The 15,892-nt window shown below is 71.5% G+C and carries 16 protein-coding genes; 11 read left to right on the top strand and 5 right to left on the bottom strand.

Annotation, left to right across the window (positions count from 1 at the left end; all coding sequences use genetic code 11):
• Complete coding sequence (locus ABH926_RS32445) at positions 1-672, top strand: class I SAM-dependent methyltransferase (RefSeq protein ID WP_370369728.1); 672 nt, start codon at positions 1-3, stop codon at positions 670-672.
• 161 nt (positions 673-833) lie between these two features.
• Here the strand turns inward: ABH926_RS32445 and ABH926_RS32440 are convergent, their stop codons facing one another.
• Positions 834-1,394 carry an AAA family ATPase gene (locus ABH926_RS32440; RefSeq protein WP_370369727.1) on the bottom strand — a complete coding sequence of 187 codons (561 nt, stop codon included), beginning with the start codon at positions 1,392-1,394 and terminating at the stop codon, positions 834-836.
• Positions 1,391-2,614: an amino acid deaminase/aldolase gene (locus tag ABH926_RS32435; RefSeq protein ID WP_370369726.1), complete on the bottom strand. Its 1,224-nt coding sequence runs from the start codon at positions 2,612-2,614 to the stop codon at positions 1,391-1,393. Before ABH926_RS32435 ends, ABH926_RS32440 begins: the two co-directional genes overlap by 4 nt.
• A gap of 157 nt (positions 2,615-2,771) precedes the next feature.
• Between ABH926_RS32435 and ABH926_RS32430 the strand changes: the two genes are divergently transcribed.
• Positions 2,772-3,494, top strand: a complete 723-nt coding sequence (locus ABH926_RS32430; RefSeq protein ID WP_370369725.1) for a hypothetical protein — start codon at positions 2,772-2,774, stop codon at positions 3,492-3,494.
• 89 nt (positions 3,495-3,583) lie between these two features.
• Entirely contained in the window at positions 3,584-5,779 is a 2,196-nt protein-coding gene (locus tag ABH926_RS32425) for a S8 family serine peptidase (protein WP_370369724.1), read from the top strand.
• A 66-nt stretch (positions 5,780-5,845) separates the two neighbouring features.
• Here the strand turns inward: ABH926_RS32425 and ABH926_RS32420 are convergent, their stop codons facing one another.
• Positions 5,846-6,208 (bottom strand): DUF1844 domain-containing protein, encoded by a 363-nt coding sequence (locus tag ABH926_RS32420; RefSeq protein WP_370369723.1) that lies wholly within the window; start codon positions 6,206-6,208, stop codon positions 5,846-5,848.
• 380 nt (positions 6,209-6,588) lie between these two features.
• Here ABH926_RS32420 and infC point away from each other — a divergent pair, with 380 nt between their 5' ends.
• The 7 genes from infC (at position 6,589) to pheT (ending at position 14,124) form a co-directional block, all read left to right on the top strand.
• Positions 6,589-7,302, top strand: coding sequence for a translation initiation factor IF-3 (infC, locus tag ABH926_RS32415; protein WP_370369923.1), 714 nt, complete (start codon positions 6,589-6,591; stop codon positions 7,300-7,302).
• 137 nt (positions 7,303-7,439) lie between these two features.
• Positions 7,440-7,634 carry a 50S ribosomal protein L35 gene (gene rpmI, locus ABH926_RS32410; protein ID WP_194898587.1) on the top strand — a complete coding sequence of 65 codons (195 nt, stop codon included), beginning with the start codon at positions 7,440-7,442 and terminating at the stop codon, positions 7,632-7,634.
• Positions 7,635-7,685: 51 nt separating this feature from the next.
• Positions 7,686-8,072, top strand: coding sequence for a 50S ribosomal protein L20 (gene rplT, locus ABH926_RS32405; RefSeq protein WP_370369722.1), 387 nt, complete (start codon positions 7,686-7,688; stop codon positions 8,070-8,072).
• Between the two features lie 52 nt (positions 8,073-8,124).
• Complete coding sequence (locus ABH926_RS32400; RefSeq protein ID WP_370369721.1) at positions 8,125-8,943, top strand: TrmH family RNA methyltransferase; 819 nt, start codon at positions 8,125-8,127, stop codon at positions 8,941-8,943.
• Positions 8,944-9,151: 208 nt separating this feature from the next.
• On the top strand, positions 9,152-10,324 hold the full coding sequence (locus ABH926_RS32395; RefSeq protein WP_370369922.1) for an ATP-binding protein: 1,173 nt from the start codon (positions 9,152-9,154) through the stop codon (positions 10,322-10,324).
• Positions 10,325-10,480: 156 nt separating this feature from the next.
• Positions 10,481-11,602 (top strand): phenylalanine--tRNA ligase subunit alpha, encoded by a 1,122-nt coding sequence (pheS, locus tag ABH926_RS32390; RefSeq protein WP_370369720.1) that lies wholly within the window; start codon positions 10,481-10,483, stop codon positions 11,600-11,602.
• The gene (pheT, locus tag ABH926_RS32385) at positions 11,602-14,124 is read left to right on the top strand and encodes a phenylalanine--tRNA ligase subunit beta (protein WP_370369719.1); all 2,523 of its coding nucleotides are present in this window, start codon (positions 11,602-11,604) and stop codon (positions 14,122-14,124) included. Before pheS ends, pheT begins: the two co-directional genes overlap by 1 nt.
• Before the next feature lie 126 nt (positions 14,125-14,250).
• On the opposite strand, the gene ABH926_RS32380 is transcribed toward pheT, so the two are convergent.
• Positions 14,251-15,009: a class I SAM-dependent methyltransferase gene (locus ABH926_RS32380; RefSeq protein WP_370369718.1), complete on the bottom strand. Its 759-nt coding sequence runs from the start codon at positions 15,007-15,009 to the stop codon at positions 14,251-14,253.
• Between the two features lie 161 nt (positions 15,010-15,170).
• Here ABH926_RS32380 and ABH926_RS32375 point away from each other — a divergent pair, with 161 nt between their 5' ends.
• Positions 15,171-15,695: a hypothetical protein gene (locus ABH926_RS32375; RefSeq protein ID WP_370369717.1), complete on the top strand. Its 525-nt coding sequence runs from the start codon at positions 15,171-15,173 to the stop codon at positions 15,693-15,695.
• Here the strand turns inward: ABH926_RS32375 and ABH926_RS32370 are convergent.
• Entirely contained in the window at positions 15,692-15,892 is a 201-nt protein-coding gene (locus ABH926_RS32370) for a glyoxalase superfamily protein (RefSeq protein ID WP_370369921.1), read from the bottom strand. The two genes, ABH926_RS32375 and ABH926_RS32370, sit on opposite strands and share 4 nt — an antisense overlap.

The following is a 15,892-nucleotide window of genomic DNA, read 5'->3' as shown; positions in this document are numbered from 1 at the left end:
GTGGGAGAGGAGCCGGTCTCGTCGTCGTACCTCGATGCAGTACGGGAGTCCTTCGACACTGTTGCCGTCGACTACGCACGGTTGGTGGAACCGATGTTGGAGTCGGCGTGGGAGGTGCGGGAGGAGTTGGCGGCCTTCGCCGATCGGGTCCGGGACGACGGTCTCGGACCGGTCGCCGATCTGGGGTGCGGGCCGGGGCACATCACGGCGTTCCTGGCCGGGCGCGGGGTCGAGGTGTTCGGGGTGGACCTGTCGCCGCGGACCATCGACCTGGCGCGGTCGGCGCATCCGGAGTTGCGGTTCGAGGTCGGCTCGATGACCGAGCTGGGGGAGCTGGGGGTCGCGGACGGCTCGCTCGGAGGGGTGCTCGCCTGGTACTCCACGCACCTGATGCCGCCGGAGCTGGTGGCGGCGGCCTTCTCGGAGGTGGCACGGGTGTTGGTACCTGGCGGGCGGTTGCTGTGGGGGTCCTACGTCGGCATCGACGATCGGGCGCGGCCGGAGCAGGCGTACGGGCATCCGGTGACGTATGAGCTGTTCATGCTGACGATCGAGCACCTGACGGGGCTGGTCCAGGCGGCGGGTCTGGAGATTCGGGAGCGCCGCCTGGAGCAGCTGCCGGGCAAGGAGCGCTGGCACGCGAAGGTGTGGGCTGAGAAGCCGAAGAGGTGAGATCGAAGAGGTGAAGCCGAAGAGGTGAGGCCGTGAAGGTGAAGCCGAAAAGGCGAGGCCGGGAAGGCGAGGCCGGGAAGGCGAGGCCGGGAAGGCGAAGCCGGGAAGGCGAAGCCGGGAAGGCGAAGTGGTCAGGCGGACAAGCCGTCAAGGTGAAGTGTTCAGGCGAGCAGTGCGCGCACCTTGGCGGCGACCCGCGCCACGTCCACCGGCGTCGAGGTGTCGACCTGAAGCACCTGCCCGATCCCGATCGGCGCGGCGAAGTCCCGCTCCCAGCGCTCGGGGCTCAGCTCCTGGTCGGGATGCACCGCGTGGCGCTCGCCGGTCGTGGCACGTTCGCGGAAGCGGTGCATGACCACGTCTCGCGGTGCCGTGCAGTAGACCTCGATGAGCTTTCCGCCCTCGCTCAGCGACCGTAGCGAGTTGTTCTGCTGCTCGTGGCCGGTCCAGAAGTTGGCCTCCAGGACGCACTCCGGCGCGTCGGCGGCCAGCAGCCACAGCATCTCCATCGCCGCTGCGCCGAGGCGTTGGGACCACACGCGTTCGACCGGGCCGGTGTCGGCGAGTACGTCGTGGATCCGTTCCTTGATGCTGTCCTTGGCGAACAGCGGCATGCCCAGGGCGCGCGCCAGGGGCCTGGCGATCGTCGTCTTACCTACGCCGGGGGCACCGGAGATCATCACTATCCGGCGGTTGAAGGGTTCTGTGTCTGGTGCGGTCACAAGAACGTTTTACCCTCACCGCGGTACGTCGGGACGGAGCGGATCACCTCGTCGCCCGAGATGAGGTGCAGCGTGTCGAACCGCTCGCACAGCTCGCCGGCCTTCGTGTGCCGGAACCACACCCGGTCGCCGACCCGCAGGCTCGCGGCGACCTTGCCCAGCAGCGGTGTCTGCACCTCGCCCGCGGCCTCGTTCGGGTCGTAGGACAGGCCCGGCGGGAGGTAGGGCTGGGGCAGGCGGTCCTTGCCTGCCACGCCGGAGGCCGGGTAGCCGCCGCCGAGGGCGGTCGCGGTCTCCGGGCCCGGGCGGCGGACCACCGGCAGTGCGAACAGGGCTGCGGGGCGGCCGCGGAAGGAGCGGTAGGAGTCGAACAGCCACGGCTGGTACAGGCCCGAGCCCGCGGCGATCTCGGTGACGGCGTCCTCGGCGGTGGTGCGCTCGATGCTGCCCGTGCCGCCGCCGTTGACGAACTCCAGCGGTGCCAGTTCGCGTACCGCCTCGACGATCGCGCCGCGGCGGGTGGCCAGTTCGCGGGCCGAGCGGCTCTGCATCGCGCGGATCGCGGCGCCGCGCAGGGGGCGGCCGGGCGGGGCGTCGCCGACGCCGGCGATCTGCGACTCGTAGGCCATCAGGCCGACCAGCTTGAACTCGTCGCGCCGCAGGACTTCCCGGGCCATCGCGGAGACCTGCGCCGGGGTGTGCAGCGGGGAGCGGCGTGCGCCGATGCGGACGCGGCCGCCGGCGGTCATGAAGGCCGCGTCGATGTCGATGCAGACCCGGATCGGGGCGGACAGTCCGCCGGGGGCGCCGGCCACCGCCTTCTCGATCAGGTCCAGGTGGTCGGTGCTGTCGATCATGACCGTGACGGCGGCCAGCGCCGTGGGGTCGGCGGCCAGGTCGGCGTAGGCGGTGCGGTCGGTGCTGGGGTAGGCGACCACGATGTCGTCGAAGCCCTCGCCGGCCAGCCACAGCGCCTCCGGCAGCGTGAAGCCCAGGATGCCCTGGTAGCCCGGCAGGCTCAGGACCTCCTCCAGCAGTGCCCGGCAGCGCACCGACTTGCTGGCCACGCGGATCGCCTTGCCCGCCGCGCGGCGGGTCAGGTCCGCGGCGTTGGCGTGGAACGCGTCCAGGTCGACGGCGGCGAACGGCGGCTCCAGGGCGGCGGTCGCGGTGTCGAGGCGGCGGCGGTCCGATTCGGGGCCGGGCGGGGTGGGGGGCATGGCATCAGCGTCGCACACGTGAGCGGCGGCGCGGTAGGTGGAGGCACTGGTTTGGTACCGGTGAGTAGGGAGAGTTCGGGTTACGCCGGTGGTGGACCGGCCGCTAGTGTTCTGGGGTTCGAGTTCGAAGAGGGGTATTCGGTGGACGCGGAGCGGCATGCCTGAGCGCTACTGGTGGGGCGCGGTGCTGAGCATCGCAGTCGGGGCGGCGATGGCGGTGACCGCGGTGCTGGCCACCTCCGGCTCCACGAAGACGGCCACGCCCGTGGCGGTGTCGCCGGCGCAGCAGGCAGACCAGGCGCAGCGCGCGATGTGGCGGACGAAGCCGGTCGACCAGGTGTTCCCGGCGACGGTCACACTCGGGAGCCAGTACGTGCGCCTGGGCATCGCCGATGCCGCCGGCTGCCAGGTGCTGCCGCAGGACTTCCTGCTCGAGCTGGCCACGGACGCCCCGGGGACGTCCTGTGTCAAGGTTCTGCGTGCCACCTACACCGACATCACCCAGACCGTGTTCGCCACGGTCGGCGTGGTGGTCATCGGCGGCGATGCCTCCGCACGGGACAAGGTCTGGCGGCAGTGGACGCCCGATTCGGCCGCCAAGCAGCCGGACACGATGCCGGACGTGATCCCCGTTCCTCACACCGTGGCCGCCGGCCTCACCGACACCCAGCGCGTGGCGTGGGACTCCCAGGCTTCCAACGACGGGTCGTACGTCGTCTATGTGGTGTCGGCGTTCGGGGACGGCCGCGTCGGTTCCAACGATTCGGAGCTGCGCACCGGGCTCGGCAAGGCGCTGGTCGCCGATTCGCCGCCGGTGCAGGCTGCTTCCGGACTGTCCCAGCTGTTCGCCAACGAGTTCACCGACACGGAGAAGGGCTAGTGAGGACGGCTCCGCAGCTCGCCGGGATGAGCAGGACGAGCAGGACGAGCAGGACGAGCAGGACGGGTAGGACGAGGACGAGCACCGGCGTGCGCCGGGCCTCGGCGCTGGCGCTCGCCGCGCTGCTTCCGGTGCTCGGCGCGGCCCCCGCCGCGCGCGCCGACGAGGTGCGCTCGGCGCAGTGGCCGATCACGTTCCTGAACCTGCCGCAGGCCTGGAAGACCACCAAGGGCGCCGGCGTCACCGTCGCGGTGCTCGACACCGGCGTCGTCGGGTCGCGCGCGGATCTTACCGGGCAGGTGACCACCGGGCCGGACCTGGTCGGCGGCAGCGAGAAGCCGGGCGACCCGGACTGGGGCGTGCACGGGACCGGCATGGCCTCGGTGATCGCCGGGCACGGCCACGGCCCCGACGGCAGCCAGGGCGTCATGGGTGTCGCGCCGGCCGCGAAGATCCTTTCGGTGCGGGTGATCCGGGACGACGAGAGCCCGGACAACGGGCTGCAGCAGGCCTCGCACACTCCCATCTCCCAGGGCATCCGCTACGCCGTCGACCACGGTGCGCAGGTCATCAGCATGTCGCTGGGCGGCACGGTGCCCGGCGCGGACAGCGACACCACGAACGAGGCCGACGCGGTGCGGTACGCGATCGCGCACGGGGTCTCGGTGGTGGTCTCGGCGGGCAACTCCGGCGACAAGCCGGACAAGGACGTGACCGAGTACCCGGCCGGGGAGCGCGGGGTGATCGGCGTGGCCGCCGTGGACCGCAACGGCAAGCGGGCCTTCTTCTCCTCGACCGGCTGGGACGTGGCGGTGGCCGCGCCCGGTGTCGACATCCCGATGGCACTGCCGGTGAACGACCCGGCCGGGGACACCTACGCCGACTTCGGACCGGAGATCGGCAACGACATCCTGGTCGGTGCCGGGACCAGTCCGGCGTGCGCGTACGTGGCCGGGGTGGTGGCGCTGATCCGGTCGGCGAACCCGGCGCTGAGTCCGGAGCAGGTCGGGCAGATCCTGAAGGGCACGGCCTCGCACCGGCCGGTGACGGGGCGCGACGACCAGATCGGCAACGGGATCGTGGACCCGGTGGCGGCGCTGAAGGCGGCCGCGGGGGTGGCCGGGACGCCGGCGACGCCGCACGCGCAGGCCTATCAGGGCACGAAGTACTTCGGGTACGGTCCGCAGACGGTGGCCGACCAGAGCATCGGCGGGCTGAGCCGGGAGCAGCGCGGGATGGTCGACGCCGCGGTGGCGTTCACCGGCTCGCTGGTGCTCGGCGGGTGGCTGGTGGTGCGGGGACGGCGGCGGTCGCGGGCTGCGGCGGCGCTGTTGGGGCCGGTGGCGGATCCGATGCCGCTGGGGCCGGCGCCGTTCGGGCTGGGGCTTGGGCAGGGGCCGGGGCTGGGTTCGGGGCCGGGGCCGGTGTCGACGGGGATGCCGATGCCGGGGATGTCGATGCCGCTGGGGGCGGGGGCAGGCCTGGGGTCGGACGTGGGACCGGGGCCGGGTCCGGAGCCGAATCCGTTCCAGCCGCAGCCCCCGGTCGCCGTGGCAGGACCGGCGGCTGCGGCTGGACCGGCCGTGCCGTCGCGATCGTGGACGGCTACTAAAGTCGAGCCCATGACCGACTTCGCAGGACGCACGCTGGCCCCTTCCACCTTCCCGAACGACGACGGGGGTGCGGACCCGGCGCTGCTGGCCGTCCTGGAGGCACACGGCCGGGGCGAAGCGGCCATCGAGCACGCTTACGGCTACCTGCTCAACGCGCGCGTCCTGGCGCCGATCGTGGCGGTGCTCGGCGAGGCGGAGGAGGTGCCGGACGAGCAGGGCCGGAACCTGCGCCGGGACAAGAACAGCGACATGGCACTGGTGACGCTGCTCGCGCCGGACGGGACGCGGGCGCTGCCGGTGTTCACTTCGGTGCGGGCGCTGGCCGAGTGGAACCCTGAGGCCCGGCCGATGCCGGTGGCCTTCCCGAGGGCGTGCGCGGCGGCCAAGGCCGAGGGTGCGGAGGTCGTGCTTGTGGACCTCGCGCGGCCCTCGTTCCTGGAGGTCGAGCCTGCCGCTGTGAGGGCGTTCGCGGCAGTGTTGGAGAAGGCGGAGGCCGAGAAGGCAGCCGAGAACGCCGAGCCTGCCGAGACGACCGACAACGTGGAGAACGGCACCACCACCGGTGCCGCCGCTGAGGCCGACGCCACTGACGCCGACGCCACAGCCACCAACGGCAAGACCGAAACCGACGGCACGACCGACACCGCCGACTCCGTCGGCCAAGCCGGCTGATCCCGGCCGCCCAGCGCTAAGCCCGCAGGCAGGCCCGCTGAGGCCGCCGGTCGCCGTACGCCAGCCCTAAGCGCGCGGGTAGACCGCTCCGGTGAACTTCTCACCGGGGCCCTGCCCCGGCTCGTCCGGATACGGCGAGGCCTCCCGGAACGCCAGCTGCAGCGTCCGCAACCCGTCCCGCAGCGGCGCGGCGTGCTGCGAGCCGATCTCGGGGGCGGCCGCGGTGATCAGGCCGGCCAGCGCGGTGATCAGCTTGCGCGCCTCGTCCAGGTCCAGGTCGGCCTCGCCGTTCTCGGCCAGGCCCAGCTTCACCGCCGCGGCGCTCATCAGGTGCACCGTCACTGTCCCGATCACCTCGACCGCCGGCACGTCGGCCAGGTCGCGCTGCTCGGCGGGAATGCCCGCGTCCTCGGGGGTGTTGTCGGTCACTGCGGCTCCTTGCCATGGATCTTCTGTGTGCGGGTCAAGCTTCGCACGGTGGGGGTGGTGGCCCTGTGGTCACGGCCTTCCTCCGGAAGCTGCTAGTATCGGTGTCACGACCGATCGGGCATGCTCGCGCGTGCCACGATCCGCAAGCGGAGATTCCATCTCCCACCTGGTTCGCCTCCGGGCGGACGGGTTCCGGTCAAACAGCCTCACGCCAGGGGTGTGCGGGCGGCGTTATTTGTCGCCTCGACATGTCCCCGGTGTCGGTCAGTTCCGGTGTGGTGGAGCCTCGCATGCATGTCGTGCGGGGCTTTTGCGTTTTTCGCGCAGGGGTCGCGCACCGATACAGACCCGGGCATTGAGCCCAAAACGTAGGAGGCCCCATCAGCACTGAGCCCCGTATCAACGACCGGATCCGCGTTCCCGAAGTGCGGCTGGTCGGCCCCAACGGTGAGCAGGTCGGCATCGTGTCGATCCAGGACGCGCTCCGGCTGGCTCAGGAGCAGGACCTCGACCTGGTCGAGGTCGCGGCGACCGCGCGCCCGCCGGTCGTCAAGGTCATGGACTACGGCAAGTACAAGTACGAGTCCGCCCTGAAGGCCCGTGAGGCGCGCAAGAACCAGGCGCACACGGTCATCAAGGAGATGAAGCTCCGCCCGAAGATCGACCCGCACGACTACGAGACCAAGAAGGGTCACGTGGTGCGGTTCCTGAAGGCCGGGGACAAGGTCAAGATCACCATCATGTTCCGCGGCCGCGAGCAGTCCCGGCCCGAACTCGGCCGGCGGCTGCTGAGCAAGCTCGCCGAGGACGTGGCCGAGCTCGGCTTCGTGGAGTTCGCGCCGAAGCAGGACGGCCGAAACATGATCATGGTCCTCGGCCCGCACAAGAAGAAGACCGAGGCGATGGCCGAGGCCCGCGCGGCCAAGGAGCAGCGCAAGGCCGGCGGCGCGGTCGGCGAGACCGAGGCCGTCGCGGCCGAGGCCGACACCGAGACCGAGATCGAGACCGCCGAGGCGATCGAGTCGGTCGAGCAGACCGAGGCCGTGGTCGGCGCCGCCAGTGGCGCGGACCAGGCCGGTGAAGAGCAGTCCTGACCACGGTCAGGCCGGACCGGCCCCGAGACCTCGGCCCCCCGCACTAGTCGCGGGGCGGCCGCCCCGGGGCGAGAGCGAGAGCGGATCCGTGTGGGATGTCCCCACGGATCCGCCCTATGTGAAGGAGAAACGGCGTCATGCCGAAGCAGAAGACCCACAGCGGTTCCAAGAAGCGTTTCAAGGTGACCGGCTCGGGCAAGATCATGCGCGGCCAGGCCGGCATGCGCCACAACTTCGAGCGCAAGTCCTCGGAGTACACCCGCAGCCACACCGGCGAGGTCGAGGTCGCCAAGTCCGACGTCAAGCGCATCAAGCGGCTGCTCGGCCGCTGAGGCCCGCGGCGCATCGCCCCCCGACCTAGTTACTGAGCAGGAGATAGAACAATGGCACGCGTCAAGCGGGCAGTGAACGCCCAGAAGAAGCGCCGGGTCGTCCTCGAGCAGGCCAGCGGTTACCGCGGCCAGCGCTCGCGCCTGTACCGCAAGGCGAAGGAGCAGGTCACCCACTCCCTCGTCTACGCCTACCGGGACCGCAAGGACCGCAAGGGCGACTTCCGCCGGCTGTGGATCCAGCGCATCAACGCCGCGGTCCGCGCCGAGGGGATGACCTACAACCGCTTCATCCAGGGCCTGCACCTGGCGAACGTCGAGGTCGACCGCAAGATGCTGGCCGAGCTGGCCGTCAACGACACCGAGGCGTTCCGCGCGCTCGTCGAGGTCGCCAAGAAGGCGCTGCCCTCGGACGTGAACGCGCCGAAGACCGCCGCGTAAGTCCTGGCGAGAACCAGCCCCACTTCGCCAGAACAGGCAACGGTGAGCGAGCATGAGCGAGGCGAGTCCTGAGCTGTCCAACCCGCGCGCACCCCGCGCGGTGGCGGCCCGGCGGCTCGTCTCGCGGTCGTTCCGGGCCAAGCAGGAGCTGTTCCTGGCCGAGGGGCCGCAGGCGGTGCGCGAGGCCGCAGAGCTCGACGGCGTGCTCGTCGAGCTGTTCGCCACCCGGGAGGCCGCCGACCGGTACGGCGAGATCGTCGCCGCGGCCCGCAAGCAGGGGGCGAAGATCACCATCGGGACTCCGGACCTGGTGGAGTCGCTCAGCGAGACGGTGACGCCGCAGGGCCTGATCGGCGTGTGCCGGTTCCTCAACGTCCCGCTGGAGTCCTTCCTGGCCGAGCGGTCGCCGAAGCTGGTCGCGCTGCTGGCGCACGTGCGCGACCCGGGCAACGCCGGCACCGTGGTCCGCTGCGCCGACGCCGCCGGCGCGGACCTGGTGATCGTGACCTCCGAGTCGGTCGACGTCTACAACCCCAAGGCGGTGCGGGCCTCGGCCGGCAGCCTGTTCCACGTGCCGGTGGCCGTGGGGGTCAGCGCGGGCCAGGCCGTGGAAGCCCTGCGCGCCGCGGGCTTGCGGATCCTGGCCGCCGACGGCACCGGCGCGGCCGACCTCGACGACGAGCTCGACGCCGGCCGGCTGGCCCAGCCCACGTGCTGGATGTTCGGCAACGAGGCCTGGGGACTGCCCGAGGCTCTGCTGGGGCTGGCCGACGAGGCGGTCCGGGTGCCGATCCACGGACGCGCCGAGAGCCTCAACCTGGCGACGGCGGCAGCAGTGTGCTTATATTCCTCTGCCCGGGCGCAACGCTGAGGCGCGTCCTGCGCGAGTCCGCTCCGAGTCCGGAGGCGTTCAGGGTGGCGAATGGTTCGCCACCGTGGTCGGTGATCCGGCGGAGCGGAACGATGGGTCTGGCGGATCTACGGAAGGTGACGCCGAAGGCGCACAGCGCGACGAGTGGGCAGGCAGGAGGACTCCTCAGGTGACCGTTTCGGTCGGGGCACGCGGGACACGGGCCGGCATGCAGTTGTTCGCCGGCGCGCTCGACGGCCTGCTGGTGCCCGACGACCTGCCCGACGGGTTCGTCGCCGCCGACGCCGAGGGCGTGGTCCGGGTCTTCAACCGGGCCGCCGAGAAGCTCACCGGGATCCCGGCCGACCGTGCCCTGGGACGTCCCTTCGACGAGGTGTTACCGCTTCGCACGGTCGACGGCCGCGACTGGTGGCGCCTGACCGATCCTTATGGCGGCTTGAGCATAAGGACCGGGCATCCCGAGGCTCAGCTGTTCCTGCCCGAGGGCGTCGAGCGGGACGGCTCCGAGCAGGACGACCCTGGGCAGATCGACCATGGGCAGACCGACCCCAAGCAGACCGACCCCGAGGCCGGCACCGAACTGCTCGTCACCGCGCGCTACCAGCGCCGCGACGGCCGCTCGACGCCGGTCACCGGCCTGGTCGTCTCGTTGCGCGGCACCCAGGCCCGGCGCCGCCGCGAGCGCCGGCAGTCCGATCTGATCGCGACCGTCGCGCACGAGCTGCGCTCCCCGCTGACCAGCGTGAAGGGCTTCACCGCGACGCTTCTGGCACGCTGGGACCGCTTCACCGACGACCAGAAGCGGATGATGCTGCAGACCGTCGACGCCGACGCCGACCGCGTGGTGCGGCTGATCGCCGAGCTGCTGGACGTGGCGCGCCTGGACTCGGGCCGGATGGAGCTGCACCGGGTCCCGGTGGACCTGCGCGCTCTGATCACTGACCAGGTGCGCGCCTGCGTGGCGCAGGGGGTGCCGGAGGAGACGTTCCGGATCCGGATCCCGCGCGGGCTGCCGGCCGTGGCCGCCGACCCGGACAAACTGCGTCAAGTACTGGCTAATCTTTTGGAAAACGCTGTGCGGCACGGCGGGGGAACTGTCACAATCGAAGCTAGGGCCGAGGACGACCGGCCCCGTCCTGACAGTCTCCACATTGAAGGTGTGTCGAGCGTGGCGGTTGCGGTGAGCGATCAAGGTCCCGGGATCCCGGTGGACCAGCTCAACCGCGTCTTCACCCGGTTTTGGCGGGGTGGCCGCAGGGGCGGGACCGGCCTTGGCCTGTCCATCGTGAAGGGCCTGGTCGAGGCCCACGGTGGCGTGGTGTCCGCCGGGAACGGCGCCGAGGGCGGCGCGCGGTTCCGATTTACGTTGCCCGTCGCGTAGGGCTTCCTCGGCGGGAGCCCCGGCGTGCGGGCTTTCCCGCGCTCGCTGCTGTGTCACAGCCCGGGCGGAATCCGTGTTTGTTCCGTGACCCCTCTAGACTCGGCGGGTACCCCCGCTGACCTCGCGGGGCCATTAATCCATGGAGACAACAACAACATGTCGGCACCGAACAAGTCGTACGACCCGGTGGAAGTCGAGGCGGTGAAGCCCGACGAGGTCGCCCGCCACCGGGCCGACGCGCTGGCCGCGATCGCCGCCGCGGGCTCGCTGGACGAACTGCACCAGGTGAAGATCGCCGTGACCGGCGACCGCGCCCCGCTGGCGCTGGCCAACCGGGAGATCGGCGCGCTGCCGCCGGCCGCCCGCGCCGAGGCCGGCAAGCGCATCGGCGAGGCCCGCGGCGCGGTGAAGAACGCGCTGGCCCAGCGGCAGCAGCAGCTGGAGGCCGAGCGCGACGAGCGGGTCCTGGTCGAGGAGGCCGTGGACGTCACGCTGCCGTGGGACCGCGCCCCGCGCGGCGCCCGCCACCCGCTGACCACGATCCAGGAGCGGATCGCGGACATCTTCGTGGCCATGGGCTACCAGGTGGTGGACGGCCCCGAGGTCGAGGCCGAGTGGTACAACTTCGACGCGCTGAACTTCCCGCCGGACCACCCGGTGCGCGACCTGCAGGACACGTTCTTCGTCGCGGGCAAGGAAGAGGGTGCGACCAGCGGGCTGGTGCTGCGTACCCACACCTCGCCGGTTCAGGCCCGCACGCTGCTGGAGCAGGGCGCGCCGGTGTACGCCGTCTCCCCCGGCCGCACCTACCGCACCGACGAGCTCGACGCCACGCACACCCCCGTGTTCAGCCAGATCGAGGGTCTGGCTGTTGACGAGGGCCTGACGATGGGCGACCTGAAGGGCACGCTGGACCACTGGGCAACCGCGATGTTCGGCGACGGTGTCGTGACCCGGCTGCGTCCGCACTTCTTCCCGTTCACCGAGCCCTCGGCCGAGGTGGACCTGCAGTGCTTCGTGTGCAAGGGCGCCTCGGTGGGCGACCCGGACAACCCCTGCCGCACCTGCGGCTCGGAGGGCTGGATCGAGTGGGGCGGCTGCGGCATGGTCAACCCGCGCGTGCTGATCGCGTGCGGCGTGGACCCCGAGCGCTACAGCGGGTTCGCCTTCGGGATGGGTCTTGAGCGGAGCCTGATGTTCCTGAACAACGTCCAGGACATGCGGGACATGATCGAGGGAGACGTGCGCTTCACGCTCCCGTTCGGGATGGAGATCTGATGCACGTCCCCTACTCCTGGCTGCAGGACTACGTCGCACTGCCGGACGGGACCACAGCCTTCGCGGTCGCGGACAAGCTGACCCAGACCGGCGGCGGCAAGCTGGAGACCATCGAGCGCGTCGGCGAGGGCCTGACCGGGCCGCTGGTCGTGGGCCGGGTCGCGGCGATCGAGGAGCTGACCGGGTTCAAGAAGCCGATCCGGCACTGCCAGGTCGTGGTCACGGCGGACGCCGAGGGCCCCGGTTCGGCCGCCGACCCGCAGCTGATCGTCTGCGGCGCCCGCAACTTCGCGGTCGGCGACCACGTGGTGGTGGCGCTGCCCGGCGCGGTGCTGCCCGGCGACTTCCGCATCGCCGCGCGCAAGACCTACAGCCGGGACTCCAACGGCATGATCTGCTCGGCGCGCGAGCTGGGCATGGGCGATGCTGTGCTTGATTCAAAGGCGGCCGACGGCATCATCGTGCTGTCGGCCGACTCCCCGGTCGGCGCGGACGCGATCGCCTACCTGGGCCTGGACGACGAGGTCATCGAGTTCGAGGTCACCCCGGACCGCGGCTACACGCTGTCCCTGCGCGGGATCGCACGGGAGGCGGCGACCGGGTTCGACGTGCCGTTCCAGGACCCGGCGGCCCTGGCCGTGCCGGAGCCCGGCGCGAACGGCCACCCGGTCGTGGTCGAGGACCCGGCCGGCTGCGACGTGTTCGTGGCGCGGACCGTGACCGGCATCGACCCGCAGGCGCCCTCGCCGTTGTGGATGCAGCGCCGGCTGCAGATGTCGGGGATGCGGCCGATCTCGCTGATCGTCGACATCACCAACTACGTGATGCTGGAGCTGGGTCAGCCGATCCACGCCTACGACCGCTCCCGGCTGTCCGGGCCGATCGTGGTGCGGCGTGCGGCCGCCGGCGAGGTGCTGGAGACCCTGGACGGGGTCAAGCGGCAGCTGGAGGCCACGGACCTGCTGATCGTCGACGACTCCGGGCCGATCGGCCTGGCCGGCGTCATGGGCGGGGCCTCCACCGAGATCCACGACGGTTCCACCGAGGTCGTCGTCGAGGCGGCACACTTCGAGGCCACCTCGGTCGCCAAGACCGCGCGGCGGCACAAGCTGTTCTCCGAGGCCTCCAAGCGCTTCGAGCGCGGCACGGACCCCGGTACGGCCGCCGCCGCGGCGCAGCGCGTGGTGGACCTGCTGGTCGAGCTGGCCGGCGGCACCGCGCTCGAAGGCGGGGTCACCGTGGTCGGACAGGTGGTCCGGCCGGCGGCGATCACCATCGCTTGGACGTACCCGGGCCGGGTGGCCGGGGTCGACTACACCCGGCAGGAGGTCGAGCGCCGGCTTGTCGAGGTCGGCTGTGACCTCACGCCCTCCGGCGACGCCGACCTGGTGGTCACCCCGCCGAGCTGGCGCCCAGACCTGCGCGACCCGAGCGATCTGGCCGAGGAGGTGATCCGGCTGGAGGGCTTCGACCGGCTGCCCTCCACGCTGCCCAAGGCCGCCGCCGGCACCGGCTACACGCACGAGCAGCGGATCCGCCGCCGGGTCGGCACGGCGCTGGCCTCGGCCGGCTACTCCGAGGTCATCGCCTACCCGTTCATCGGGCAGGCTGACCTGGACGCGCTCGGGCTGCCGGAGAACGACCCGCGCCGCAACACCGTGGTGCTGGCGAACCCGATCTCCGAGGAGCAGCCGTCGATGCGCACGACGCTGCTGCCGGGGCTGCTGGCGGCGCTGCGGCGCAACGTCGGCCGGGGCTCGGCGGACCTGGCGCTGTTCGAGCAGGGCCTGGTGTTCCGGCCGCGCAAGGACGCCGCCGCGATGGCGCCGCGCCTGACGGTCGAGCGCCGTCCGACCGATGCCGAGCTGGCTTCGCTGGACGCCGCGCTGCCGGTGCAGCCGCGCCGCGTCGCGGTGGTGCTCTCCGGCCTTCGCGAGCCCGCGGGCTGGTGGGGCGCCGGGCGTCCGGCCGGCTGGCAGGACGCGGTCCAGGCCGCGCGGATCATCGCCGACGCGTGCCGGGTCGAGCTGGAGGTCACCCAGGACCAGCACGAGCCCTGGCACCCGGGCCGCTGCGCCCGGCTGGCGGTCAACGGCCGCCTGGTCGGCCACGCCGGCGAGCTGCACCCGCGGGTGGTGGCGGAGCTGGGCCTGCCGCCGCGCACCGCGGCGATGGAGCTGGAGCTGGACCGGATGATCCCGGCCGAGGAGGTCCTGACGCAGGCCCCGAGCATCTCCGCGATGCCGGTCGCCACCCAGGACGTCGCGCTGGTCGTGGATGCCGCGGTGGCCGAGCACGAGGTCGAGGCGGCGTTGCGCGAGGGCGCGGGCACGCTGCTGGAGTCGGTGCGGCTGTTCGACGTCTACACCGGCGAGCGGATCGGCGAGGGGCGCAAGTCGCTGGCCTTCGCGCTGCGCTTCCGCGCGGCGGACCGGACGCTGACCGCTGAGGAGGCCAGTGCGGCCCGGGACAGCGCGGTGGCGCTGGCCGGGACGCGGACCGGGGCGGTGCTGCGGTCTTAGGGCCTTAGGGGCTCATGGGCTCAGGGGCCTAGGGATCGTAGGGGTTTGAGATCGGAATAGGAGGCCGGGTTCCGCGCATGCGCGCGGGACCCGGCCTCCTTCTCGTGGCTCGTCGTTGGTCGAGCCTCAGCGTCGTTCGAAGCTCAGCAGCGTCGCGGGTTCGGCCGGCGCGGGCGCGTCCGGGTCGGCCGCGACGGCCCGCTCCAGGGCCTCGAAGCCGGTCGCGGTCTCCTCGGGGGTGAAGTGGCCGAAGATCGTGTGGGTGCGCAGCCGCAGCCGCTCGAGCATCTCTCGGTAGGTGCCCGGGGACGGTTCGGTGACCGGGCCGAAGGTGCGCACGCGCCAGCCGGAGCTGGTGAAGGTCTCGATGACCTCGTGCAGCGGCGGGAACAGCACAGCGTCCTTCTCGAAGCCGTTCGGGAAATGCTCCAGCCACCAGATCCAGGGCATCTGGTCGCCGTAGCCGGAGCGGATGATCAGCCGTCCGCCGGGTCGCACGACCCGGGCTAGTTCGCGTGCCGCCTTCGGCTTGTCCTGGACGTGGTGCCAGCACAGCAGCAGGACGGCGTAGTCGGCACTGTCGGTGGGCACCGGGATGTCCTCGGCGGAGCCGGCCAGGTAGCGGACGTCAGGGTGCTGGGACTGTGACTGCGCCACTTCGCGCATGCGCACGGACGGCTCGATCCCGGTCACCGGTCCGAAGGCGCCGGCCAGCGCCGGGGTGAACCGGCCGGTCCCGGAGCCGACGTCCAGTCCGGCCAGCGGGCGTCCCTTGGGCAGCAGGGCGCTGAAGGCCTCGATCCACGTTCGCATCTGCTCCTCGGTGAGGGCGCGGCCGCGTGCGTAGTCCTGGTACTGCTCCGTGTCGTAGTTCGTCCGTCGCATCGCACAGGCTCCTTTGTATCTTCTCGATGTATCGGTTCGATACATCGAGAAGATAGGATGCGGCGTGGGCCGAGCGCAAGATCCTTCGATGCCTCGATCCTTCGAAAGTTCCGGCAGATCACTGACAAGAGATGTCAGGGGAGGGGGTCCATCGTGGAGTCATGACCACGAGCGAGAACCTGATCGACGACGGCCGCCACGACTTCGACTTCCTGGCCGGCACCTGGAACGTCCACCACCGCAAGCTCGCCGCCATGGCCGACCCGGAGTGCACCGAGTGGGTGGAGTTCGACGGCGTGCAGTGGATGCGCCAGACCCTCGGCGTCCTGGGCAACGTCGACAACCTGACCATCGACAAGATGCCCGACGGCAGCAGCTTCCAGGGCATGTCGCTGCGCCTGTTCGACCCCGAGGCCGGCCAGTGGAGCATCTATTGGACCTCCACCGCGGCCCCCGGCCACCTCGACCCGCCGGTCGTCGGACGATGGACGGGCACGCACGGGGTGTTCCACGGCACTGACGCGGTGGCCGGCAAGCCGATCGAGGTGCGCTTCGACTGGGACGTGTTCGACGCCGACAGCGCGCAGTGGGAGCAGGCGTTCTCCTTCGACGGCGGCCAGACGTGGGTGCACAACTGGCGGATGTCGTTCACGCGGCTCTCGCGGGCCGCGGGGGACCCGGCCTAGCCGGGCTGCGCGAATCGCAGGATGTTGCCGTACGGGTCGATGACGGACAGCGTCGGCCCGCCGGGGGCGTCCATGGCGATCCCGGGGCGGATCGGCGCGTCCTTATGGGAGCCGAGCTCGGCGTGCAGGGCGACGACGTCGGCGACCGGCAGCCACACCACGCCGTTCGGGCTGCCGTCGCCGTGGTGCTCGGACAG

The sequence above is a fragment of the Catenulispora sp. GP43 genome (assembly GCF_041260665.1).
Lineage (GTDB): Bacteria > Actinomycetota > Actinomycetes > Streptomycetales > Catenulisporaceae > Catenulispora.
The sequence above is the reverse complement of the archived record's forward strand: the minus strand, read 5'-3'. Positions and strand labels throughout refer to the sequence as shown.